Genomic DNA, 24,859 nt, shown 5'->3' with positions numbered 1-24,859 from the left:
ACAGGGGAGTGGCAAGGTGGCGCTATTCTAATCGAGTTGTTACACTTTAAAAACCTTAAAGTACACCGCTTGTCAAAATATATTGTAGTTGTCAATCAACTGTCACTACTAATGCGTAGCATTTTTTTGTATAATTTGCCCTCAAAATTGTAGGCGTATCGAATTTCATGTCAGATATCAAAACTCTCCGCAACATCGCAATTATTGCGCACGTTGACCACGGGAAAACCACTCTTGTCGATAAACTTCTTCAACAATCAGGTGCACTCGGTGATCGTGCCGGCGAGATTGAGCGTGTCATGGACTCGAATGCGCTTGAATCAGAGCGTGGTATTACCATTCTCGCTAAAAATACAGCGATTACATGGTTAGATAAGCGTACTGATACCACTTACCGTATCAACATCGTAGATACTCCGGGACACGCAGACTTTGGTGGTGAAGTTGAACGTGTTATGTCGATGGTAGACTGTGTACTTCTTCTGGTTGACTCTCAAGAAGGCCCAATGCCACAAACCCGTTTTGTAACACAAAAAGCGTTTGCACGTGGTTTGAAACCAATCGTCATTATTAACAAAGTAGACAAGCCAAGTGCCCGTCCAGACTGGGTTATCGACCAAGTATTTGACTTGTTCGACAACTTGGGTGCAACTGATGAACAGTTAGACTTCCCGATTGTATATGCTTCAGGCTTACGCGGTGTTGCTGGTCCTTCACCAGAAGAACTGGCTGAAGACATGACACCGCTGTTTGAAACTATTGTTGACATCGTTGAACCACCAGCAGTTGATGTTGATGGCCCATTCCAAATGCAGATTTCATCACTTGACTATAACAGTTTTGTTGGTGTAATCGGTGTTGGCCGTATTCAGCGCGGTTCAGTTAAAACCAATACACCAGTAACTGTGATTGATAAAGAAGGCAAGACCCGTAATGGTCGTATTCTGAAAATCATGGGTTACCATGGCCTCGAGCGTATCGATGTTGATTCTGCAAATGCAGGTGACATTGTATGTATTACCGGTATTGATGCACTAAACATCTCTGACACTATTTGTGATCCGAAAAATGTTGAAGCATTACCGCCACTGTCTGTAGATGAACCAACCGTATCTATGACTTTCCAGGTAAATAACTCACCATTTGCTGGCCGTGAAGGCAAGTTCGTGACTTCACGTAATATCCGTGAACGTCTGGACCGCGAATTGATCCATAACGTTGCTTTACGTGTTGAAGATACAGACAGCCCGGACCGTTTCAAAGTTTCAGGTCGTGGCGAACTTCATCTGTCTGTACTGATTGAAAACATGCGTCGTGAAGGCTTCGAGATGGGTGTATCCCGTCCTCAAGTGATCATGAAAGAAGTTGACGGTCAAATGCAGGAACCGTATGAAAATGTGACCTTTGATGTTGAAGAACAGCATCAGGGTTCAATCATGGAACAGATGGGTAACCGTAAGGGTGAGCTGACCAATATGGAAGTTGACGGTAAAGGCCGTATCCGTATTGAAGCAACTGTACCTTCACGTGGTCTGATCGGCTTCCGTTCTGAATTCCTGACCATCACTTCTGGTACAGGTATCATGACTTCTAGCTTCTCACACTATGGCCCAGCCAAAGCAGGTGCTGTAGCTAAACGCCAAAACGGTGTGCTGATCTCTATGGTAAATGGTACCTGTCTGGCATTTGCTTTGTTCTCACTGCAAGACCGCGGCCGTCTTTTTGCTGAACCACAGCTTGAAGTTTATGAAGGCATGATTGTTGGTATGAACTCACGTTCAGACGACATGGTAGTCAACCCGACTAAAGCAAAACAGTTAACTAACATGCGCGCATCTGGTACAGATGAAGCATTAACACTGACTCCAGCTATTAAATTTACGCTGGAACAGGCGCTTGAATTTATTGAAGATGATGAACTGGTTGAAGTTACACCTAAATCAATCCGTATTCGTAAAAAATTCCTGACAGAAAACGAACGTAAACGTGCTTCACGCAGTTAATTTTCGTTTAAGTTGAAAAAACCGCCAGTAATCTGGCGGTTTTTTATATAAATAACAAAAAGAAATTGGAATCTTTAAAGAAATCGCTAAATTATCCTAAAGGTTAATGCCCTTTAAATAGGATTAAGAATGTGAAAAAAATTAGGGCATCGGTAAATTGAGTCTGGAGATAGAATGAGTATTATTCAAGAATTTAAAGAATTTGCCATTAAAGGCAATATGATTGATCTTGCAATTGGTGTCATTATTGGTGGGGCGTTTAATAAAATTATTGACTCTCTGGTTAAAGATATTTTTATGCCCCTGATTTCTTTTATTCTGGGTGGAGAAGTTGATTATTCTAACTGGTTTCTGGTGCTAGGCGATAATCCAAATAATGTTAGTAATCTTGCAGCGGCCAAGGAAGCAGGTTTGAATGTCTTTGCCTATGGCAATTTTCTCACTATCTTGATTAATTTTCTGTTGCTGGCTTGGGTTGTCTTTTTAATGGTTAAAATGATTAACCGTTTACGCCGTAAACACGAGGAAGCACCATCTAAAGAAGAGGCAGCACCTACACCAGAAGATATCCAGTTACTGCGCGAAATCCGTGATGTGCTTAAAAATCGCCCCGCACCTTAAAATATAAATGGAAAAACGGCACAACAAATGCCGTTTTTTATTTTGACCGAACGCGTCACTTTAAGTTTTAAAAAAATAAAGCTGAATAAAACCGCTAGAAATTCATACGGAACTTGATTTCCAGCAAGTGGAAGCCAAACTGGCTTTTTACCGGACCATGGATTACACGTTCAGCACCACTAAAAACCAGTTTATCGATTACCGGCACCAGTTGACCTTTTTTGACTTCACCCAGTTCACCTCCGCGTCTAGCTGAGTTACAGGTCGAGTATTGCTGTGCAAGTTTATTAAAGTCTGCACCACTCTGAAGCTTCTTTTTCAACTGTTCAGCCAGTGTTTTTTCTTTAACCAGAATATGACGGACGATTGCTGTTTTCATATAATTTCTCCTGCAACTGAACCGGTTTATTTTACTGTTCGTAGCGGCTGGCATTCAGGGCAAAAAACACTTGCACGCTGCCCTAAACGGATATTCTGCAAAGGCGTTTCACAATTAATGCACATTTCGCCTTCACGGCCATATGCCAGCAGAGTCTGCTGAAAATAGCCATTTTCTCCTGCGGCATTACTGTAATCACGCAAGGTCGAACCCCCCAGTTCAATTGCAAATTTTAAAATCCTTTTAATTTCAATCACCAGCTGATCAATTTGTTCATAGCTTAAGCTTGAAGCAGGTTGAGCTGGATGGATTCTGGTATTGAAGAGGCTCTCGGTTGCATAAATATTGCCGACACCGACCACTACATGATTATCCATGAGTGCAACTTTTATGCCGACCTGCTTGTTTTTGAGTTTATTTACCAGGTATTCAGTATTAAATGCCTCAGATAGTGGCTCTGGTCCTAATGGGTCAATTAATTTATTTTGTGTTTCATGGTTCAGCCATAAAATACAGCCGAAACGACGCGGATCATGATAACGCAGCTGTATATTTTCGAAACTAATAATCAAGTGATCATGTTTACGTAATTCGGTCGCAGGCTCACACAAGCGAAACGAACCTGACATGCCTAAGTGCCATAACATGGTATCGTGTTCAAACTGCGCAAGAATATATTTAGAGCGGCGATTTAACCTGATGAGCTTCTGGCCTTGTAGCTTTTGAATATCTTGAGGAATGGCCCAGCGAAGCCGCGGCTCACGGACCTCAACAGACATAACTTTTTGCTGTAATAAGGGTTCGAGGCTCTTTTTGGTGGTTTCAACTTCGGGTAATTCAGGCATTGATCGACTCATTCTTATGCAATAGCAATAATATCGGGTTGCATGAATAATTTACAAGCTGGCATTGATATGAAAAGGAGGGAACACATGGCAGAGATTCTACCTTTAACCTGGTTTCAGCGCGATACTTCAGACGTTGCGCATGATCTGGTTGGGTGTAGGTTATGTGTGCGCCAAGATAGTGGAGAAATCAGGCGCTGTATCATTACAGAAACAGAAGCTTATCTGGGCTGTCAGGATAAAGCCTGTCATACCTATAATAACCGTAAAACACCACGTACCGAAGTTATGTACCAAGCAGGTGGAACTATTTATGTATACCTGATCTATGGTATGTATGAAATGCTTAATATTATTACCCAGACTGAAGGTGTGCCAGAAGGTGTGATGTTGCGGGCCGGCTATTTTGAGGATGCCGAGACACGGCAGGAATTCAAGTTAATGGCTGGTCCAGGGAAACTGACCCGGCATATGGGAATTAATCGTACTTTTAAAGGACAAAAAGTCGGACTGGAAAGTGGGCTATGGATAGAACAGAAAACTCAGCAGCCTGAAATTGTACAGACACCGCGTATTGGGATCGACTATGCTGAAGAGGCCAAAGACTGGCTGGAGCGTTACTGCTGGAAAGCACATCCGAGTTTGAGCCGTTAAGGTTTGGTTCATATTAACTCCTGTACAGAGTATGTTGTATTAAAGGCTGTCTTGCTCATGATTTTGTATGGTTTTTTTAGGCTGGACTATAAAAATAAAGCTGGTTCAGTGTAGGCTAGTGAGCGTCTAGGCACTCTGCCCACTTAATAATAAAACCGGAGAAATATATGGCCAAGCTGTTTGAGAAAGTTAATTTTGGTAGCCTTGAACTTGCCAACCGCATTATTATTGCACCTATGTGCCAATATTCAGCCACTGATCAGGGTGAGGTGACTTACTGGCATGAACAGCAGTGGGCCAATTATGCTCTGTCTGGTGCCGGTTTATGCATTGTAGAGGCAACGGCGGTACAGGCTGAAGGTCGAATCAGCTATGCTGATCTGGGCTTATGGAATGATCAGCAACGCGATCAGATGTGGGCTTTGCTCAGTAAAGTCCGCCAGATATCTCCCATGCCTTTTGCGATTCAGTTAGCTCATGCCGGGCGTAAGGCATCAACCGATAAGCCATGGCTAGGCAAAGGCCAGATTGCACCAGATCATGAATATGGCTGGAATACGGTGGCACCCAGTGAATTAAGTTTTGCCGCAGCTGACCTGAAACCACATGCCTTAACACTTGATCAGATTCATCAGGTACAGGCAGATTTTGCGGCAGCTGCGCGTCGTGCAGTCGAAGCAGGTTTTGACCTGATTGAACTCCATGCAGCCCATGGATATCTGTTGCATCAGTTTTTATCGCCCTTATCCAATCAGCGTACAGATGAATATGGCGGCTCACTTGAAAACCGTATGCGGATGGTACTGGAAGTATTTCAGGCGATTCGTGATGCAGTACCAGCAGGCTTCCCGGTCGGGGTACGTCTTTCAGCTACTGACTGGATGGATGAGCAGGGAGGCTGGAATGTAGAATGTAGTGCCGGCCTATCAAAAGCCCTACAGATGCTGGGAGCGGTTTACATCCATGTTTCATCAGGCGGACTGCATGAAATGCAGCGTATTGAAGTCGGGCCAAATTATCAGGTGCCTTTCGCAGAGAAAATTAAACAGCGTGTAAGCATTCCTGTTATCGCAGTCGGACTGATTACCGAGCCCGAACAGGCCGAAGAAATCCTCCAAAAAGGTCAGGCAGATGCAATTGGTTTAGCCCGTGCTATGCTATATGACCCACGCTGGCCTTGGCATGCAGCTGCAAAACTTGGTGAAAATATTTCGATCGCACCGCAGTATCTACGGAGTCAACCGCATGGTTTAAAAGAGTTGTTCCATCCTTTTAAAGCAGAAAAATAAATTATAAAAAACCCCGTCATCTGGCGGGGTTTTATATTCAATCTTTAGCTTTTTTTGGCTTTATTCTGATCAGTCATCATTTTATTAACGGTATCCAGTGATTCTTTAGCGCGTGGAACATTCTGCTGGGCCAGTGCACTAAAAATTTTCTGTGCCTCAGGCAGATTCTGCTGCACAATGGTTCCATTGGCAAGCATATTACCCACTGCCATCAAGGCTGGTATATAACCTTTTTTGGCCAGATTCTGAATACTTTGGAGCCCCTGATTAACCTTGGTTTCCTGCTTGTTCTTGATCCCCGTACTAATGTCATAGAGTGCCTTGGTATGAATTGCCGGCATACTGTTTTTCTTGATAAGCGGATCAAGTCGCTTTAATGCCTGTTGGTCAGATGCTGGCTTATTTTCTGAAAATAGCGCCACTGCAAGCTGGACAGTTGCATCATCAAAGCCCGCATTTGAGGCTTTTTCCAGATACTCTCTGGCTTTCTTCTCATCTTTAGGCAGGCCCAGTCCACCAGTCACGTAGTTATTGGCAAGTACATAATCGGCCACTACATAGCCTTTCTCTGAGGCCTGCTGGTAGTATTTTAAGGCCTGCTGCTCATTTTTAGTTACGCCTTTTCCCACCTGGGTCAGGTAACCCAGATTATACAACGCCTGCGGATTACCTTCTTGAGCCAGCTTTTGCAACTGTTGATAAGCGGTGGTGTAATCATTTGCTTTAATTAGCTGTTCAATTTGTTCAAAAGCCGGATTTTTATCACTACTTGGTGCAGCCATGCTAAACGTGCTGGTGACTGCAATCAGGCTGGCGAGCAGAATTTTTTTCATTTTTTTCCTCTTCTTTCTGCACATAATTCCATTTATGTGGAATAACTGTGATTCATTCAACATAAATCATAAGCTGAATTATATGAATGTAAATATGGGACACCAAAAATCTTGCAAGATTAATCAGGCTACAGCTATGACTATGCCGGTCTTTCTTTAAATTCTGATTAAAAAATAAAAGAATGTATTAGGTAATAATTTTTAATGAAAGCTCTAAAACTATTGAAATAGTTTTTATATCTTAACCTGCTTCAGAGATAAAAAATATTTATAGTTGTTTGATTTTTATATTAAAAATTTGGTTAAACCTGGTTTTTTCCAGAACAATAGGGTTGAAAGAATGAGTTTTAAAAAATATAGACTGATTGATAAAAAACCTCCAGATTTACTGGAGGTCATATTTACGACCCATAATTTCAAACACAGCTTTATTTTGGCCGTGCCACATCGCCTCTAAGCGATTCTGGCAATTCCAATAAGGTTAATCCAAGCGTATCAAGTGCTACCGGTTTAGCGACTACTAATGCCTTATAGCCATTTTCAACAGCGATACTATTAACCACTTCTACATCATCATGCAGTAGAGTCGCCGGAGCAGGGGCAGTACCTGAGCCTTGTACTAAATGTAGCCAGTGCTTCGGTTTTGCCTTGAACCATAGCCGAGCGACGATTTCCTGACCCAGATAACACCCCTTGTCATAATGCACACCACCACGCTGATGCAGACGTAGTTCCTGAGGCTGGAATTCATGCTCGGTTAAACTGGTGATCCAGGCCTGGCCCTGTTCAATTGCCTGTAATTGCCAGGCATTTAAATCCGTATCTTCACTACTAAATCTGGTGAGAGCATTATCCATGCTTGGAAAAACGGCACCAATATCTTCAAATGTCATTTTAGAGAATGCACCATATTTGCGGATATGCTTGGCAAATTCTTCAGACTGGTCCTGAGTCACCACAATACTGAAATTTTCAGCATCCTGCCGACTTAACCATAAGCCAAAATGAATACGGCCTTTTAAGTCACAAATAGCAGTATAACGGTAGTTACTGTCCAGCCGCTCTACATCTGCCGTGACTTGGCCCTGCAAGAATTTTTGTGCATCAACACCTTTTAAGCTAAAACAGAGAAAAGCCAAACTAGTCATGTTATCAGTCTCAATCTTGCAATTTAATACTAAAGAATGAGTTGTATTTTCCCTGATTTTTAATAAAAAAGCAGCTTTTTGCTAGAAAAGCCTATTTAAAGGTAACTAAATATTTCAAAAACCAGTATTTTTATATATAGGTATTTGAAATATATAAGATTTGGGAAATGGGTTTTGAACAGCGTACAATGCCAATGCACGGAAAGTGAAATCAACACAAAAAGATGAAATAAAGCAAAAAGATGCAGAGGCAAGTACGTATGAATAACCAATACCGCAAAACGTTGCCAGATACCCAGCTTGAATACTTTGATGTGCGTCAGGCCGTCGAAGATATTCAGCCAGGCGCTTATGACCAGCTTCCCTATACTTCCAAAGTACTTGCTGAACAACTGGTGCGCCGCTGTGAACCAGAAATATTAACCGAATCTTTACAGCAACTGATTGAGCGCCTCCAGACTCGTGACTTTCCATGGTATCCGGCACGTGTGGTTTGTCATGACATTTTAGGCCAGACTGCCTTGGTTGATCTGGCAGGCCTGCGTGATGCAATTGCTGAACAGGGCGGTGATCCGGCCAAAGTTAATCCGGTGGTACCGACCCAGCTGATTGTTGATCATTCGCTGGCTGTAGAATATGGCGGTTTTGACCCGGATGCTTTTGAAAAAAATCGCGCTATTGAAGACCGCCGTAATGAAGACCGGTTTCATTTTATTAACTGGACTAAAACTGCATTTAAAAATGTTGATGTCATTCCTGCTGGAAACGGCATTATGCACCAGATTAACCTTGAAAAAATGTCACCAGTGGTTCAGGTCAGAGATGGTGTTGCATTTCCAGATACCTGCGTCGGAACAGATTCGCATACCCCCCATACCGATGCGCTGGGCGTAATTTCGATTGGGGTGGGTGGCTTGGAAGCTGAAAACGTGATGCTTGGCCGTGCCTCATGGATGCGTCTGCCGGATATCATTGGTGTAGAGCTGGTTGGACAGCGTCAGCCTGGCATTACTGCGACTGATATTGTGCTGGCTTTAACTGAATTTCTACGTAAGGAGCGTGTAGTAGGTGCCTATCTGGAGTTTTTTGGGGAAGGTGCTGATAGCATGTCAGTCGGTGACCGTGCCACGATTTCCAATATGACACCGGAATATGGCGCCACTGCAGCAATGTTCTATATTGACCAGAATACTATCGACTATTTGCGCCTCACAGGTCGTGAACCGGAGCAGGTACAACTGGTTGAGCAGTATGCCAAACAGATCGGGCTCTGGGCCGAGCAGATGAAAGAAGCGGTTTATCCAAAAGTATTACGTTTTGATCTGTCTCAGGTAACCCGTAACATCGCCGGTCCATCTAATCCGCATGCGCGTGTTTCTACCAGTGACTTAAAAGCAAAAGGAATTGCCGGGGTAGTTGAACAGCGTGATGACGGTTTAATGCCGGATGGGGCAGTTATTATTGCTGCCATTACCTCATGCACCAACACGTCGAACCCACGAAATACAGTAGCTGCTGGTTTGCTGGCACGTAAAGCCAATGAGTTAGGTCTAACCCGTAAGCCTTGGGTGAAATCTTCATTTGCCCCCGGCTCAAAGGCGGCAGCATTATATCTTGAAGAAGCAGGGGTGCTTGAAGATCTGGAAAAACTCGGTTTTGGTATCGTAGCTTATGCCTGTACCACCTGTAACGGTATGTCAGGCGCGTTAGATCCGGCTATCCAGCAGGAAATTATTGACCGTGACCTGTATGCCACAGCTGTACTTTCTGGTAATCGTAACTTCGATGGCCGGATTCATCCTTATGCTAAACAGGCATTTCTGGCTTCACCGCCATTAGTCATTGCCTATGCAATTGCTGGGACTATCCGCTTTGATATTGAAAATGATGTGCTGGGTCATGATCAGGCAGGAAACCTGATTTATCTGAAAGATATCTGGCCTTCTGATGAGGAAATTGATGAACTGGTGGCACGTAGTGTAAAACCGGAGCAGTTTCAGCAGGTTTATATCCCTATGTTCAATCTGGACCGATCCGAGCAGGCAATAAGCCCGCTATATAACTGGCGGCCGCAAAGTACCTATATTCGCCGTCCACCATATTGGGAAGGAGCGTTGGCTGCACCGCGTACCCTTGCAAATATGCGTCCTTTAGCAATCCTTGGCGATAACATCACTACCGATCATTTATCTCCATCAAATGCGATTGTACGTGATTCGGCAGCGGGTGAATACTTAGCAAAAATGGGTGTGCCCGAGGAAGACTTTAACTCTTACGCGACGCATCGTGGGGATCACCTGACTGCACAGCGTGCCACCCTGGCGAATCCGAAACTGTATAACGAAATGGTGGTACGTTCTGACGGTACCATTAAGCAGGGTTCAAAAGCGCGTGTGGAGCCTGAAGGTGAGGTGATGCGCATGTGGGAGGCGATTGAAACCTACATGAATCGCAAGCAGCCGCTGATCATTATTGCCGGTAAGGATTATGGCCAGGGTTCAAGTCGTGACTGGGCTGCCAAAGGTGTACGTCTGGCGGGAGTTGAAGCAATTGTGGCTGAAGGTTTTGAGCGTATTCACCGGACCAATCTGGTTGGTATGGGCGTGTTGCCGCTTGAATTTAAGCCGGGTACAGATCGTAAAACATTAAAACTGGATGGTACTGAGCTGTATAGTGTGATTGGGAATATTGCACCACGTTCGACTTTGATGCTTGTGATTGAACGTGCCACAGATGATGGTAAAGAACAGACGATTGAAGTGCCTGTGACCTGCCGTCTGGATACCGAAGAAGAAGTACATGTGTATGAAGCGGGTGGGGTGTTACAGCGCTTTGCACAGGATTTTTTGGAAGGGAATGTGGCTTAATTTAAAATCCTCCCCAACCCTCCTTTGAAAAAGGAGAGAGTTCCCCTCTTTTTAAAGAGGGGTTAGGGGAGATTTTATTTTATTGAAATTGGTTAAATAATAATCTAAATTGTCGTTAAATAATTTAAAAACTAAGTTTTATGAAATTCAAGGATCGAAATTTACGCGCACTAGCTGAATGTATTATTGGTGATAAAAACTATTTTAAATACAAGAGTAGTATGTTTATTACTGAATTTTTTGAGGAATGTGATTTACCATTTAAGCATGATGGTTCTACTCGATGGTATTGGACAGCTGAACGATTGAATGAGCTATTACAAGAACCATGCCTGCAAAACTGCTTACCTGAAAAATTTATAAATGTTTTAAGGGTATTAATGCATAAATCTGAGGCTACAGAAGATGATCCATATAGGATTAATGCATTGATTGAACTTAATAAGCCTTTAAGTCGAGAAGGTTATGAAGCTTATTATGGAGAAGATAATAATCTTTATATTAAAAATATAATTACGAATCAAACAATAAAACCTAATGAAAATCCAAATAGAGTATTTTCAGAAGCAGAAATAAAAAAAAGAGAGCACCTAGCAGATTACTTAAATAAATGTTCCGAAGACCAGCTTATTGAAAATATTTTACTCCCCTTATTTAGAACTATAGGATTCCAACGGATCACTGTTGCAGGTCATAAGGATAAAGCTTTGGAGTACGGTAAAGACATATGGATGAAATATACTTTACCTACGCAACATATAATTTATTTTGGAATACAAGTTAAAAAAGGGAAGCTAGATTCATCTGGAGTTTCTAAATCAGGTAACCATAATATTGCTGAAATTTATAACCAAACCACAATGATGTTAGGACATGAGATCTTTGATCCTGAGACTAATAAAAGAGTCTTGGTTGATCATGCTTATATAATTGCTGGTGGCGAAATTACTAAAGCAGCAAGAAATTGGTTAGGTAACAAATTAGACGCTAATCGTAGAAGTCAGATCATTTTTATGGACAGAGATGATATTTTAAATCTGTTCACAGTAAATAGTATTGAAGTGCCTAAATTAGAGTCTAATTTTGCGAATACATTTTAGAAATACTACTTCGCCCATCTGCCATCATCATTTACAAAAATGGACAATAGACATTCATCACAACAGGGTTATACTGCTTAGACCATTTTCTAAACACTCATGGAGAACAAAGATGGTAACAGCTGGCTCAAAACCGGGAACAGGTTTCTATTTTTGTGTTCAATGCGGACATCGCGTTTACTTAGAAATTGGTACAGACCGTTTACCCCCGTGTACCAAATGCTACGGCACCCAATATAACGATAAGGTGGCTTAAGCAATAAATAAAACAGATACCCCTGTTTTTTAGAAAAGCCCTATTACTCTATAGGGCTTTTTGCTTTTTAAACACTCCTGTATTTTACAGACAGTCGAGTTCATACTGTAAAAAGCTATTACCTTGGAAGTATCATTCTGATGATTCCTTATATTTTTATATTCTTCATGGTTGTTACGTTTCCAACATTAATATGGGCTGAAAATAAAAGTCCTGAAGAAATCCGGCTGAAAGAAGACAGTAGTCGCTACAAATCTTATATTCCGAGAAGTTATAGACTTACTGAAGTTATAACAGGAGATTTGAATAAAGACCGGAAAACAGATGTGGTGCTGATAGTTAAGGCAACTGATCCTGCAAAATGGGTAAATGATGAGTATCAGGGAAAGCTAGACCGAAATCGTCGTGGCATAATTGTGCTTGTAAATGAAAATGGTCAATATAAAAAGATCATACAGAATCTGTCATGCTTCTCGTCGGAGTATGAAGATGGGGGCGTATATTATGCGCCGGAATTACTATTATCTGTCGAACAAGGGTTGCTGAATGTGCATTATGCCCATGGCCGTTATGGTTACTGGCGCTATCGCTTTCAACTAAAAGAACATGATCTGCAATTGGTAGGCTATGACAATTCAGATAATTTCGGTCCTTATATTAATAGTCAAACAAGTATTAACTACTTAACTCAGCGTAAATTAGTAAGAGAAAATATAAATAAGAACCGGGATGACGATATACCAAAATTTAAAGAAACTTGGTATAAGATGAATCAGGCACCAGTTTATTTATCTAAAATTAAAGATTTTGATCGTTTAAATTAATTAAAATAAGCAGACTGAACTACAAAAAAGGACATAAGGGTGAATGATAAAAACGAATTACATAAATGTCTGGTTTGTAAAAAAAATTTTAATGAAAAGAGTCTGATTCCTTTAGATACGGTACGGCAAGATATTACACAGGAAATAGCAAAGGATTTTCCAGCATGGTCTATTCATGATTACATTTGTCAGGTTGATTTAACCCATTATCGTATGCAGTACGTACAAGGGTTATTAAAGTCTGAACAGGGGGAAGTTTCTAGTCTTCAGTATGAAGTTATTCAAAGCTTGCAAGAACATGAGCTTATTACAAAAGACACAGAAACAGAATTTGACCAGAACTGGACACTGGGTGAACGGCTGGCCGATAAAATAGCAACTTTTGGTGGTAGCTGGGCATTTCTGATCTGTTTTACACTTTTTCTGGCAGGCTGGATATTAGTCAATACCGTTATAATGATAAACCGTCCGGCAGATCCTTATCCATTTATCTTGCTAAACCTGATTTTATCATGTCTGGCTGCAGTGCAGGCGCCTATTATCATGATGAGCCAGAACCGTCAGGAAGCCAAAGACCGGTTACGTTCGCAAAATGATTATCAGGTCAACCTGAAAGCAGAACTTGAAATCCGGCATTTACATGAAAAGCTTGATCATCTGCTGATGCACCAGTGGGACCGATTAGCTAAAATTCAGGAAATTCAGCTAGATCTTTTAACTGAGCTCAACAAAAGAAACTTAAAGTAATAAAATTATTTAATGACGAGATAAATATAGAGTTAGAAGTTTTCTGATTTTAAAAGAAAATAATTCTGTAAAAATAAACTTTACTGCAATAAAAATATTAAAAAATGAGAGATAAAAGAAAAAATCCTTAAAATTTTACTTTTAGTAGAAAATTTTTCTAAAAAATATAAAAATTAACTGAACTTCGAAAATTAATTCCGTCCAGCTTTAGTTAAAGTAGATCTCAAGGTGTAGTAGGGATCGAAAAGAGTAGCATGCTGTGAGCGGCGCAAAACGCGAGTGCAGTACTTACCCAAAAGGTCTCGATTCGGCTTAGGACGCTATAAACCAGAAGTTTATAGGCTATAAGATCATCACTTACAAAGTTATGATAGTTGAAGTAAACCGTAAAGTTTTCCCTGACACCTGAAATATTCTGTTATTACAATAAATCTTTAGATAGTAGAACTATCAAAATAATACTTTCAAAAATATAAAGCTGTTTCTTCAGGTTGAATTCCAGACCAGAAAATCAACTGATTAACCTGTTATAAATCAAGAATTGACAGCTGTATAATCCCTTGTTATTTTTCGGGCTAATTCATTCTTCATATAACCGCATGGCTTTGAATCAACCCTTTATCTATGCACCGCCGCAACAGCCATTATCTATTATATATGAAGATGATGATTTAATTATTATAGATAAACCAGCAGGATTACTTTCTGTACCCGGACGTCTGCCTGAGCATCAGGACAGCGCATATCTACGTCTATTAGAAAAATATCCACATGCTAAGATCACCCATCGGCTGGATATGGCAACTTCAGGTATCCTGATGTTTGCCAAACATCGTGATGCAGAAGTCGCGATCAGCAAAATGTTTCAGGCACGTACCGTAACCAAGCGCTATGTTGCGCTGATACAGGGCCAGCTTAACGAACAGGGCAGTATTGATGTGCCATTAATTACCGATTGGGAAAACCGTCCGCGGCAAATCGTACATTTTGAACTGGGAAAATCGGCTAAAACCTTATTTCAGGTACTTCAATATCATGAGGAGCATGACATGACCCGAGTATTGCTGACACCTATAACTGGTCGTTCGCACCAGTTAAGAGTACATATGCAATATATTGGACATCCTATTATGGGAGACAAGTTATATCATCCTGAACCTGGTGGTTTTTACTTAAAGCGAATGGCATTGCATGCCAGTTACCTGGCTTTTCAGCAACCGCTAAGCAAAGATTTGATTGAAATTAATATGGCTATCCCGTTTTAATCACAGGTGATCTTTAGACTGGTATATTGGCTGTATAAATTAATTTAAATATAAAACAGGTGGTTCTTAAACCAGGTCTATGGTTATAAACTTTATATTTAAAATCATCATGAATTAATTAGAAACAGAATTAAGCTGGTTATGTGAAATTAAAATAGATTAATCTTTGTGCTGATATTGAATAATGATGATTTATTTATAATGACCACAAGCATAACAAGGATAATCTCATGACTCGTGACTATCAGCAATTTCCTGACGATGAAAATGGCGATGTACTTTGGCAAATGTATGAAGATGGCAATGACTTGAGCGACCTGCATGAGGTCGAATTTTCTATTGTTTTTAAAACTCAGGAACTGGCAGAAAAGTGCGCGCTACATTTACTGCAGCAGGAACAAAAAGTTTCCATGTTTCAGGAAGACGAGCAGACTGACGGGGCAAACTTATGGATAGTAAATATTCATATTAATATGATTCCTGAACATGAAGATATTGTGGACCTAGAAGAATGGTTTACTAAAATTGCTGGAGAATTTGACGGCGAATATGATGGTTGGGGCTGCATGTCTTATATCTATGAAGATGAAGAAGAAAGTCCTAATATTTCATCCTGATAAAATTTTGATCTGACCTCAAGATTGTAAATAAAAGTATTTTGTTTCTGATATTAAGTACGCTATTTTGGCCGATAAATTTTCTAGATTTAATCGGTCATGATTCGTACTTTATTTTTAAGCCTGCTGTTGGCTAGCCCTTTGACTTATGCAGCCAACTGGAGCTGCAAAAATCATGATTTCGAAATCTATTGTGGTGCGCGTGGCTGTGAAATAAATCAGGAAAATTTTACGCCGATGTATATCCAGCTGCAGCAAGCTGGTGAGTTAAAGGTTTGTGCCTATAGCGCTTGTTGGTCAGGACAAGCAAAAATTTTATATGACCGGCAGCATCTTTTAGCCTCAGCGAATGAATTGGCAATGGATGGACAAAAAGATATTGCAGCCAATTTTATTCTGGCAATAAATGAAAATAACCAGACTGGATTTATTCAGGGTGAGGGTTTCGCAATGCCGGTACAATGTGAGCCTGAAAAATAATTATAAGTATCTTTTATCATGGGAAGCCTAATTTTATGGCAGCTGAACTTATTAGCCATTATTTAAATACATGAAGTATTCAGGTTGCTTTTCAGCGTTTGCCCGTTGATCAAAATTATACAAAGCGGTAGGGCTGAAAGATTAAACTAATACAACGTAAATTAAAAAATCAGTTGCTCGCCTTGCAGGATAGAATAGGGCGACTGTGTTAAGAGACAGGTGGGCCTGATCTTGGAAGCATATAAAGACGTTAGCGGTAAATCCCATATTGAATTTTATTATATTGGTTCGGACTATATCATGGTGCAGTTTAAAGGATCAGCCAAACAATATGTCTATACCTATATTAGTGCGGGCGAACATCATGTCGAAAAGATGAAGCAGCTTGCAGTCAGTGGTAAAGGACTCACAGCTTATATTAATCAGCATGTGCGTGATGCCTTTGCTACTATAATGTATGCTCAATAAAAAGTAAGAATTAACTAAGGCACAGAGATTTTAAGATAAAAACTGAATAGCTGAAAGAAGACTAAAACTGAAACCAATGATGCAATAAATAAACATCACCAGTTTAGATGAAATGGTATAAAGGTTATATGAAAATTCTGAAAGTATTCAGTGGATTATTGGTATTATTGATTGCCGGTTGGTGGTTTGCATCACCTTATTGGGTACTTTATCAGGTTAAGCAGGCAGTTGAGGAGAATCAGCCTGGCAAGCTTTCATCTTATATCGATTATCCGGCTGTGCGGCAAAGCTTAAAAAGTCAGCTAAGCCAATACTTAGAGCAAAAAATGGGTTTTGAGCAACGCTCTAATCCGTTTGAGCAATTTGGTGCGCAGCTTACAACAGACTTGACTAACTACCTGGTAGAAACTTTGGTTAATCCATATGGTGTCGCACTGTTACTACAAGGGAAGGAGTTCTCAGAAGCAATCCGGCTCACCCGGTATGAAGGCTCTTCAGTTGTTTATCATCTGCCTGAACCTAAAAAAGCTGCTGCCTCATTCTTATCTGGGGCATCTGTTGCTTCAGCATCTTCTTCACAAACAGCTTTAAATTACAAGGCTGGGTATTTGAGCATGAACAGGTTTAGAGTTCAGGTACCTACAGCTAATAGGTATACCAGCTTTATCTTGAGTCGTAGTGGGTGGAGCTGGAAAATTACGGCCATTGAACTGCCTCAGTAAATAAAAAAATTTAAAAAACTATAATTATTTCTTTTTATTTACAATTTCAAACTAGGCATCTGGGCAGATGCAATTCAATATCAGGGACAATAAAATAAGTACAGGAAGCCAATATGAAAACAGTATTTGGTCTCGGCGCTATTTTAATGTGGCCCACATTATGTCTGGCTGGTGCCTCTGCCAGTTTGGCCTTTGAATATAAAGACTGGTCACTCGCCTGTGAAAATACAGGTACCTGTCGTGCTGCCGGTTATCAGACTGAAGAAAACATCTCTCATCCGGTATCAGTTTTGTTGACACGTAAGGCTGGGCCAGATACCGCAGTGCTGGCTCAGGTCCAGATTAGTCATGAAGACGAGAAATTTCTGGAACAGATTAAAGGTACTCCTCATCTTAGTTTATATATTAATAGTCGCCCCCTAGGCAGTATTATACTAAAAAGAGACAATGCGCGTGGTACGCTCTCTAAACAGCAGACTCAGCATCTTTTAACTGCCTTGAAGGGCAGTAGCCAGATTGTCTTCAGTTTGGGTAAGGAGCAGTGGCAACTATCTGATCAGGGTGCAACCGCAGTATTACTTAAAATGGATGCCTTTCAGAACCGGGTAGATACTGCATCTGCTCTGATTCGTTCTGGAAATGTTAGCCAAGATAAAGTAATCAAGGCCCAGTCTATGCCAGTACTTACTAAAACCTACCGGCCGGGCACAGCACGATATTTCGCCTTAAATAGCCCGCAAGCCAAAGCACTAATTACTAAATTTAAAAAAACAGCAGACCGGGAAGGCTGTCCAATTTTATTTGAAGCAAATTATCTTGATCATGACCAGATAACGGTCTATCCATTAGACAGGCAGAATGTTGTAGTTGAAAGTCCGTGCTGGCGTGGTGCCTATAATGCCGGTTCAGGTTACTGGGTGATGGACCCTCAACTTAAACAGGTCAAGCATCTGGCAACTACACAGGGTTCAAGTTTTAGTGAGGGTGAAATTTTTGCCCATCATAAAGGACGTGGCTTGGGGGACTGCTGGAGCCGGCAGGAGTGGGTCTGGACCAGTAACGGTTTTGTAGAAAGTTACAATGCAACCACTGGTCAATGCAAAGGTTTTGCAGGTGGAGCCTGGCAGTTACCTACTTTTGTTTCACAAGTTAAGTAAGTGGTATGGCCAGTCTGTCATATTTTAATTTTACGGACTGGCCAGCTGTATTGTGATCTTTTCATTAATTTCGTCAATTTTTTTCAGACGTTTGATTTCATTCCACAGCATTTTTGCTTCTGGATAATGTTTTGACATCATGCCTAACCACTGTTTATAACGGCCAACCATACCGATTTCAGTTTTGGATGGGCCATTGATAAAGCGTCTCTGTAAATCTAACAGATCTTGCCAGCAAAGTAGGGGTTCATCTGAGTTATTGCGGATGCATTGGGTTAAATCAGGGGTGGTAACGGCACCACGTCCAATCATTAAGTCTTCACAGCCAGATTCTAGCTGGCATTGACGTGCATCAGTGTTGTTCCAGATTTCGCCATTGGCAATTACATTAATCTTCAGGGCCTCACGAATGGGTTGCAGCTGGTCCCAGAACGCAGGCGGAGTATAACCATCAGCTTTGGTACGGGCATGAACTGTCACCCAAGATGCGCCTGCGTCTTCAATAGCATGCGCATTGTCCAGCATAAAGTTACGATCCATATAGCCTAAGCGCATTTTAGCCGAAACTGGAATATGGGCCGGGACTGCATCACGTACAGCTTTTACCAGCTCATATACAACCTCTGGTTCATCTAGGAGTACAGAACCACCACGATGGCGGTTTACAGTTTTTGCCGGGCAGCCAAAATTCATATCGATTGCGGGAGCACCCAGTATAGCAGCGCGTACTGCATTTGCCGCCAGCATTTCAGGATTATTGCCTAAAAACTGGACATGAACCGGAGTACCTGCGGCTGTTTTACCTTCAGTTTTTAATTCAGGACAATAACTGTAATAGATATGATCGGGCAGAACAGAGTCCGTAACACGAATAAACTCGGTCACACACCAGTCAAAGCTCCCCACATGTGTGAGTACATCCCGCATAATCGGATCAGTTAAGCCTTCCATAGGCGCAAGAACAAGTTTCACAGTGTCTTACCTGGACAATGAAAAAACAGCGTTATACGCATTTTTAAGTGGGATGTCCAGAATCGAGATAAAATAAGCTTTAATAGAATTACACTAAGTTATGAGGATTAATTAATCAACTAAGCTACTTTGTATTTTAACTATTTTAATAGATAGCAACAGGATAGGCTTTGCATTGTACAAAGTTTTATTCAAACTCAGGCAGGATGGGTTCCCATGGAAAACCGACAGTTTAAGGACCATTTTTCGAAAGACTCGAAACAGTATGCATTGTACCGGCCGAACTACCCCCATATATTAGCCAAAATGCTGGCCGAGCTTACTCCATCTTGTGCGCGTGCACTGGATTGTGGCTGCGGTACAGGCCAACTTTCGATCTTGCTTGCCGAGTATTTTGATGAGGTAGTCGCGACAGATGCCAGTACAGAGCAGATTGCCAAGGCTCAGCCACATCAACGGATAAACTATAAAACTGCCTTGGCAGATAATAGTGGACTACCCGGAGAAAGTGTAGATCTGATCACGGTCGCGCAAGCCGCGCACTGGTTTAAGCTGAAAAGTTTTTATGAAGAGGTGAGACGGGTTGCACGTCCAGATGCCATAATCGCTCTGATAAGTTATGGTGTGTTACATGTAGACGGAGAGGTAAATGCACCTATTCAACATTTTTACTACGACACCATCATGCCTTATTGGCCTCCCGAACGGCGCCATGTAGAAGATGAATACCAGAACTTGGCTTTTCCATTTCAACCAGTTGAAACACCTGCTCTGAACATGCACATGATGTGGAATCTGGAACAGCTTCTCGGGTATATCAGTACGTGGTCTGCATTAAAACAGGCCAGACAGAGCTTGGGTATTGATCCCTTAAAGTCACTTCGAGCCGAATTAGTGGCAATGTGGGGCAATCCTCAACAGACCAGACTGGTTAAATGGCCATTAGCCTTGCGTATTGGTCGTGTACATCCAGTATTAAAATAAGAAGCTGGCGTAAAACTGAGATTCAAGAAAAACTCAATTTTATTTAACGGCCTAATATCATTTCTAAAATAAATTTGCTACCAATGAAGCCAATGGCCAGCAAAAGAAAACCGACTAATGTAAAGCGAATCGCCTTTTGACCACGCCAGCCGAATTTGTAATGCCCAAGTAAAAGGGCACCATAAATAAACCAGGAAATGATACTAAAAGCCGTTTTATGAGCCAGATGCTGGGCGAAGAAGTTATCAACAGTAAAGAAACCCAGACCCAAGGCAATCGTAAGTAAAATAAAGCCGGTAATAATCAGGTCAAATAGCAGGGATTCCATTGCCTGAACAGAAGGCAATAAATTCACCCAAATCCGGCGTTTCTGTTTGTTTTTAAGTTCACGGTTTTGGAACCAGAGCAGCACCGCATGAATAGTTGCCATCAGCAGAACCGCGTATGCAGATAATGATAAGATAATGTGCAGGTCTAAACCTAAATCCCGCTGCTCAATAATCTGGGTTGGACGGCTAAAAGCGAATCCCATGACCAGACCGGTTGCCGCTACAGGTATGCCTAACAGGTTTAAGGCCAATACCGGCCGGTAAGTACTAAAAAGCAGGCTCAACAGCAGCATCAGTCCTGAGGTGAAAGACATCAGGTTGAAAACATCATAATTAATGCCCGCTGGTGTAAGCATATCGCTATACAATACTGCTGCATGCAGAAAAAGTCCTAAGCCCAGCATAACGCCGATGAGCCCATGGTTTGGTTGATGTTTAGACATTAAATTAACAAACAAATACCAGAATGATGTGGTATAAGCGATTAATGCTAAGATCGTAAAAACCAAGGGGAGACTGAGCATGTCAAACCTTTTCTCGGACTATGAATATTGAAGTTATAAGATATAAATTCTACGCGAACTACAGTATCCTATAGCATTCTATGCATAAATTTTCTATTTTTAGGAAAGATTTTTTGCAACTGGCCATTTTAAGCGGATTTTGCAATGTTTGATACCTTAACAGAACGACTCACGCAGAGTTTAAGAAATGTTACTGGCTCAGGGCAACTGACCGAAGACAATATTAAAGATACGTTACGCGAAGTACGTATGGCGCTTCTTGAAGCCGATGTTGCGTTACCTGTAACTCGTGAATTTATTGCGAAAGTTAAGGAACAGGCATTGGGTCAGGAGGTTATGAGCCAACTTTCTCCTGGGCAGGCTTTTGTCAAGATCGTCTATGACGAACTGACCAAAATGATGGGAGAGGCTAATGAAAGTCTTGACTTAGCTGCAAAGCCTCCGGTTATAGTACTACTTGCAGGTTTGCAGGGCGCTGGTAAAACGACAACTGCTGCAAAACTGGCTCGCTTTTTAAAAGAACGTCAAAAGAAAAAAGTAGCAATGGTTTCTGCCGATATTTACCGCCCGGCAGCGATTAAACAGCTTCAGACCGTTGCGAATGAAGTCGGCGCAGAATTTATTGAGTCAAGTGCTGATGAAGATCCGATTGTTATTGCGAATCGTGCCATAGAACAGGCCAAGATCAAGTTTGCTGATGTGCTGATTGTCGATACTGCAGGCCGTCTGCATATTGATGATGACATGATGGGCGAAATTAAAGCACTCCATGCCGCCATTCAGCCAACTGAAACCCTGTTCGTGGTAGATGCCATGACTGGTCAGGATGCTGCAAATACTGCCAAGGCGTTTAATGATGCCTTGCCTTTGACTGGCGTGATCCTGACCAAAACTGATGGTGATGCGCGGGGTGGTGCGGCATTGTCAGTGCGTGCTATTACCGGTAAGCCAATCAAATTTCTGGGGATGGGTGAGAAACTTGATGCCCTGGAACCTTTCCATCCGGAACGTGTTGCACAGCGTATTCTGGGTATGGGTGATGTTCTGTCATTGGTCGAAGAAGTTGAACGTAAGATCGACAAAGAAAAAGCCGAAAAAATGGCGAAGAAACTGCAGAAAGGTGGCAGTTTTAACTTTGAAGATATGCTGATGCAATTCGAACAGATGAGCAAAATGGGCGGCATGATGGGTTTTCTGGACAAGTTGCCAGGTATGAGCAACTCAGGAATTCAGCAGGCGCTAGAGCAGGCTAATCCTGAAAAGCAGGTCAAGAAAATGGAAGCTATCATTCAGTCTATGACTGTAAAAGAGCGCCGTAATCCTGATCTGATTAATCCGAGCCGTAAAAAACGTATTGCTGCTGGTTGTGGTATGGATGTTGCCGAAGTCAATAAACTGATTAAACAGCATGCTCAGATGGCAAAAATGATGAAAAAGTTCTCCAATCCCGCAGGTATGAGCAAGATGATGCGTTCACTTGGCAATCTGCAAAAACAGTTTGGTGGCGGTGGTGGCGCAGGCCCGCTTTTTGGCGGAAACGACCCGCAGAAAAAGCCTTAATCGTATTTAAAAACAGAGCGCACTAAGCGCTCTTTTTTATTTTCAAGCTTAAGAATTTATATATTTTAAAGTTAAGAAAACCCAACATTTGCTTACCCGAATCAGTCATAGTTTACGGCACACTCAAGGCATTCATCGTCAAAAGTGAGAAGAAAAATGACACAGGTTATTGTAGTTCATGGTTATACCGCTGGCCCTGAACAGAACTGGTTTCCCTGGATTCAACAATATGCCAAACAGCAAAATGTCAGTTTGCAGGTACTACGTCTGGACCCTTCAACAACTCCTAAACTGGAAGACTGGGATCAGCAAATGGCTGAGCAAATTAAAGAGATTAATGAAAACAGTATCTTTATTGGTCACAGTCTGGGCTGTATTGCCACCTTGCATTACTTATCACATCAATTAAAGAACCAGAAGATCAAACAATTGGTACTAGTAGCAGGCTTTAACGGACGTTTAGGGCGTCTTGAAGAGGTTGACCCTTTTATTGATGCCTGCAAAATTGACCTGGAACTGTTAAAGCAGCAGATAGAACATCGGGTTGTGATCTATTCAGAGGGTGATGACCGTGTACCACCAAAATTTAGCTTGGAACAGGCTAAAAGCCTGGATGCTGAAGTTATCCAGGCTAAGCATCAAGGGCACTTTATTGACTCTGAAGGCTGTACCGAGCTGCCGGAGGTGTGGCAGGCGATTGAACCTTATGTGCTGACTGAATAATAATGAATATAACGTTGTAGCCCCTTGAGCAGTAAATCAGTTTCAACTTCAGGTTGATACTGCTCAAGGAAGCGGGCAAACAGTGGTGCATCGCCTCCAGTCAGAATTAACTGACGGGGGGACTGTAGCAAGACATGCTTGATAGTACTGAGGAGGCCTAATAATATTCCATGGTGTACTGCATCGAGTGTATTACGGCCAGGGCTCAAGTCATCAAAAGCTGCTTCAGGAATACGAATTCCTTTAGTGTGCTGAATCAATGCATCACGTTGCAGATAGAGGTTCGGCAAAATATATCCACCTAAATGCTGATGACCGTGTGTCAGATCAATAGTCAGTGCTGTTCCACAGCTGATGATACATAAGTCCTGTTTTGGCCGGGCTACGGCAAGAACCTGCAGCCAGCGGTCAATACCGAGCTGCGTGACATCATAGGCACATTCAAGGCCAGCATATTCAGCATGAACTTTGGCAAAAGTTACAGGAATATTCAGGAACCTTAAAATTTTATAAATACGATCATTATTTTTTTTATCCTGAACCGAAGATACGCCAACCCGGGATAAATCTAAACTTTTAAAGTGCTGAATCAGACCTAACAGCAAGTCAGACGGTGACTGTAAATGCAACTCGGCTGCATGTTCAATCACCTGTTGATCTTCAGTAATCCAGTATTTCAGGCGTGTATTGCCAATATCTAACCATAACTCTCTCATAGCACAACCCTGATTTTTTACTGCTGACGGCGTAAGCGGCCCTGATAAAAAGTATGGCTTTCATCAGCGATTTGTAACGTAACTGCGCCATCATTTTGAATTCCGATGAATTTTCCTTCAGCAATACCTTGATGATGCTCGAAGTAAACCATATCGTTTAAAAAAGCGGCATGATGATTAAAGCGGTTTGCCAGCTGATGGCTACCATGACTAAACCATTCTCCTGCCTGCTGGATGGCATGATAAAGTTCAGCGATAAGTTGCATTAAATCTATTTGAGCCAAACCCAGTTGTGTCAACGAAGTTACCGACTGGTCGAGTACATCATGTATCTGGTAAATGTTGATCCCTACGCCAATAATAGCTTGCTGTGCAGTAATTGGTTCCACCAGAATGCCGCCCCATTTCCCCTGATGGCTGTAAAGGTCGTTTGGCCACTTGACCTGAAGTTTAAGGGGTTGTAAAGAAGGGCATTGCAAGATATTCAGGGCTATTTCAAGAGCCAGCCGGCCGTCTATTGCTGTTCCTGTCTGCAACAATGTGCTTAAATAAATGTTTCCTTCAGGCGATACCCAAGGCCTCTGATGCTGGCCACGCCCTTGAGTTTGTCTGGCACTACAGACCAGTGCAGACTTTATTCCTTTCTGTGCAATTTCACGGACATCATCATTGGTTGAGGTGGTCTCTGCTTTAAGTACTACTGCCTCAGGGCAATGGTGTGTTTGCGCCAGTAGTTGCTGGAGCCGGCGGGAATCTAAATCCATATTGAAATAAAG

The 24,859-nt window shown here is 41.8% G+C and carries 26 protein-coding genes; 18 read left to right on the top strand and 8 right to left on the bottom strand.

Features of this window, described 5'->3' with window-relative positions; translation table 11 throughout:
• The first annotated feature begins 167 nt into the window (after positions 1–167).
• Both typA and mscL read left to right on the top strand, forming a co-directional pair.
• Positions 168–2,003, top strand: coding sequence for a translational GTPase TypA (typA, locus tag AC0VYT_RS11540; RefSeq protein ID WP_005018791.1), 1,836 nt, complete (start codon positions 168–170; stop codon positions 2,001–2,003).
• Between the two features lie 174 nt (positions 2,004–2,177).
• Positions 2,178–2,624, top strand: a complete 447-nt coding sequence (mscL, locus tag AC0VYT_RS11535; RefSeq protein ID WP_005018792.1) for a large conductance mechanosensitive channel protein MscL — start codon at positions 2,178–2,180, stop codon at positions 2,622–2,624.
• Between the two features lie 94 nt (positions 2,625–2,718).
• On the opposite strand, the gene AC0VYT_RS11530 is transcribed toward mscL, so the two are convergent.
• Both AC0VYT_RS11530 and mutM read right to left on the bottom strand, forming a co-directional pair.
• A complete protein-coding gene (locus AC0VYT_RS11530; RefSeq protein ID WP_005018793.1) occupies positions 2,719–3,003 on the bottom strand; it encodes a peptidylprolyl isomerase in 285 nt (94 codons plus the stop codon).
• 26 nt (positions 3,004–3,029) lie between these two features.
• The gene (mutM, locus tag AC0VYT_RS11525) at positions 3,030–3,848 is read right to left on the bottom strand and encodes a bifunctional DNA-formamidopyrimidine glycosylase/DNA-(apurinic or apyrimidinic site) lyase (RefSeq protein ID WP_005018794.1); all 819 of its coding nucleotides are present in this window, start codon (positions 3,846–3,848) and stop codon (positions 3,030–3,032) included.
• Between the two features lie 87 nt (positions 3,849–3,935).
• Here mutM and AC0VYT_RS11520 point away from each other — a divergent pair, with 87 nt between their 5' ends.
• Together AC0VYT_RS11520 and AC0VYT_RS11515 are read left to right on the top strand one after the other, a co-directional pair.
• Positions 3,936–4,502, top strand: a complete 567-nt coding sequence (locus AC0VYT_RS11520) for a DNA-3-methyladenine glycosylase (RefSeq protein WP_005018795.1) — start codon at positions 3,936–3,938, stop codon at positions 4,500–4,502.
• Positions 4,503–4,669: 167 nt separating this feature from the next.
• Positions 4,670–5,791 carry an NADH:flavin oxidoreductase/NADH oxidase gene (locus AC0VYT_RS11515; RefSeq protein ID WP_005018796.1) on the top strand — a complete coding sequence of 374 codons (1,122 nt, stop codon included), beginning with the start codon at positions 4,670–4,672 and terminating at the stop codon, positions 5,789–5,791.
• Positions 5,792–5,835: 44 nt separating this feature from the next.
• Here the strand turns inward: AC0VYT_RS11515 and AC0VYT_RS11510 are convergent, their stop codons facing one another.
• Both AC0VYT_RS11510 and ygfZ read right to left on the bottom strand, forming a co-directional pair.
• Complete coding sequence (locus AC0VYT_RS11510; protein WP_005018797.1) at positions 5,836–6,624, bottom strand: tetratricopeptide repeat protein; 789 nt, start codon at positions 6,622–6,624, stop codon at positions 5,836–5,838.
• A 428-nt stretch (positions 6,625–7,052) separates the two neighbouring features.
• On the bottom strand, positions 7,053–7,772 hold the full coding sequence (gene ygfZ / locus AC0VYT_RS11505; protein ID WP_005018798.1) for a CAF17-like 4Fe-4S cluster assembly/insertion protein YgfZ: 720 nt from the start codon (positions 7,770–7,772) through the stop codon (positions 7,053–7,055).
• A 260-nt stretch (positions 7,773–8,032) separates the two neighbouring features.
• Between ygfZ and acnD the strand changes: the two genes are divergently transcribed.
• The 11 genes from acnD (at position 8,033) to AC0VYT_RS11450 (ending at position 18,275) form a co-directional block, all read left to right on the top strand.
• Positions 8,033–10,639, top strand: a complete 2,607-nt coding sequence (gene acnD / locus AC0VYT_RS11500) for a Fe/S-dependent 2-methylisocitrate dehydratase AcnD (RefSeq protein WP_005018799.1) — start codon at positions 8,033–8,035, stop codon at positions 10,637–10,639.
• 140 nt (positions 10,640–10,779) lie between these two features.
• On the top strand, positions 10,780–11,739 hold the full coding sequence (locus tag AC0VYT_RS11495; protein WP_005018801.1) for a hypothetical protein: 960 nt from the start codon (positions 10,780–10,782) through the stop codon (positions 11,737–11,739).
• Positions 11,740–11,812: 73 nt separating this feature from the next.
• On the top strand, positions 11,813–11,995 hold the full coding sequence (locus tag AC0VYT_RS11490) for a zinc ribbon-containing protein (protein ID WP_227499300.1): 183 nt from the start codon (positions 11,813–11,815) through the stop codon (positions 11,993–11,995).
• Positions 11,996–12,135: 140 nt separating this feature from the next.
• A complete protein-coding gene (locus tag AC0VYT_RS11485; protein WP_005018806.1) occupies positions 12,136–12,819 on the top strand; it encodes a hypothetical protein in 684 nt (227 codons plus the stop codon).
• A gap of 39 nt (positions 12,820–12,858) precedes the next feature.
• Complete coding sequence (locus AC0VYT_RS11480) at positions 12,859–13,566, top strand: DUF1003 domain-containing protein (protein ID WP_005018807.1); 708 nt, start codon at positions 12,859–12,861, stop codon at positions 13,564–13,566.
• 599 nt (positions 13,567–14,165) lie between these two features.
• Positions 14,166–14,831 carry an RluA family pseudouridine synthase gene (locus AC0VYT_RS11475; RefSeq protein ID WP_005018808.1) on the top strand — a complete coding sequence of 222 codons (666 nt, stop codon included), beginning with the start codon at positions 14,166–14,168 and terminating at the stop codon, positions 14,829–14,831.
• Positions 14,832–15,061: 230 nt separating this feature from the next.
• Positions 15,062–15,448, top strand: a complete 387-nt coding sequence (locus AC0VYT_RS11470; protein WP_005018810.1) for a ribonuclease E inhibitor RraB — start codon at positions 15,062–15,064, stop codon at positions 15,446–15,448.
• Between the two features lie 99 nt (positions 15,449–15,547).
• Positions 15,548–15,928 (top strand): hypothetical protein, encoded by a 381-nt coding sequence (locus AC0VYT_RS11465; RefSeq protein WP_005018812.1) that lies wholly within the window; start codon positions 15,548–15,550, stop codon positions 15,926–15,928.
• Between the two features lie 231 nt (positions 15,929–16,159).
• Complete coding sequence (locus AC0VYT_RS11460; protein ID WP_026443988.1) at positions 16,160–16,396, top strand: hypothetical protein; 237 nt, start codon at positions 16,160–16,162, stop codon at positions 16,394–16,396.
• 128 nt (positions 16,397–16,524) lie between these two features.
• The gene (locus AC0VYT_RS11455; protein WP_034433235.1) at positions 16,525–17,118 is read left to right on the top strand and encodes a DUF2939 domain-containing protein; all 594 of its coding nucleotides are present in this window, start codon (positions 16,525–16,527) and stop codon (positions 17,116–17,118) included.
• 113 nt (positions 17,119–17,231) lie between these two features.
• Positions 17,232–18,275 (top strand): DUF1176 domain-containing protein, encoded by a 1,044-nt coding sequence (locus tag AC0VYT_RS11450; protein WP_005018820.1) that lies wholly within the window; start codon positions 17,232–17,234, stop codon positions 18,273–18,275.
• A gap of 30 nt (positions 18,276–18,305) precedes the next feature.
• Here AC0VYT_RS11450 and AC0VYT_RS11445 read toward each other — a convergent pair whose 3' ends face one another.
• Positions 18,306–19,247, bottom strand: coding sequence for a tRNA-dihydrouridine synthase (locus AC0VYT_RS11445; RefSeq protein WP_005018821.1), 942 nt, complete (start codon positions 19,245–19,247; stop codon positions 18,306–18,308).
• A 216-nt stretch (positions 19,248–19,463) separates the two neighbouring features.
• Between AC0VYT_RS11445 and AC0VYT_RS11440 the strand changes: the two genes are divergently transcribed.
• A complete protein-coding gene (locus AC0VYT_RS11440) occupies positions 19,464–20,231 on the top strand; it encodes a class I SAM-dependent methyltransferase (protein ID WP_005018822.1) in 768 nt (255 codons plus the stop codon).
• A gap of 43 nt (positions 20,232–20,274) precedes the next feature.
• Here the strand turns inward: AC0VYT_RS11440 and AC0VYT_RS11435 are convergent, their stop codons facing one another.
• Complete coding sequence (locus AC0VYT_RS11435) at positions 20,275–21,084, bottom strand: cytochrome C assembly family protein (protein WP_005018823.1); 810 nt, start codon at positions 21,082–21,084, stop codon at positions 20,275–20,277.
• A gap of 144 nt (positions 21,085–21,228) precedes the next feature.
• On the opposite strand from AC0VYT_RS11435, the gene ffh reads away from it, so the two are divergent.
• Together ffh and AC0VYT_RS11425 are read left to right on the top strand one after the other, a co-directional pair.
• Positions 21,229–22,644, top strand: coding sequence for a signal recognition particle protein (gene ffh, locus AC0VYT_RS11430; RefSeq protein WP_005018824.1), 1,416 nt, complete (start codon positions 21,229–21,231; stop codon positions 22,642–22,644).
• A 156-nt stretch (positions 22,645–22,800) separates the two neighbouring features.
• Positions 22,801–23,367, top strand: a complete 567-nt coding sequence (locus tag AC0VYT_RS11425) for an RBBP9/YdeN family alpha/beta hydrolase (protein WP_005406582.1) — start codon at positions 22,801–22,803, stop codon at positions 23,365–23,367.
• Here AC0VYT_RS11425 and AC0VYT_RS11420 read toward each other — a convergent pair.
• Together AC0VYT_RS11420 and AC0VYT_RS11415 are read right to left on the bottom strand one after the other, a co-directional pair.
• Complete coding sequence (locus AC0VYT_RS11420; RefSeq protein ID WP_005018826.1) at positions 23,349–24,083, bottom strand: type III pantothenate kinase; 735 nt, start codon at positions 24,081–24,083, stop codon at positions 23,349–23,351. The two genes, AC0VYT_RS11425 and AC0VYT_RS11420, sit on opposite strands and share 19 nt — an antisense overlap.
• A 17-nt stretch (positions 24,084–24,100) precedes the next feature.
• Positions 24,101–24,847, bottom strand: coding sequence for a biotin--[acetyl-CoA-carboxylase] ligase (locus tag AC0VYT_RS11415; protein ID WP_005027555.1), 747 nt, complete (start codon positions 24,845–24,847; stop codon positions 24,101–24,103).
• Between the last annotated feature and the right edge of the window lie 12 nt (positions 24,848–24,859).

Source organism: Acinetobacter sp. QJM3NY_42 (assembly GCF_056173745.1).
This window is presented reverse-complemented; position numbering and strand designations above follow the sequence as displayed.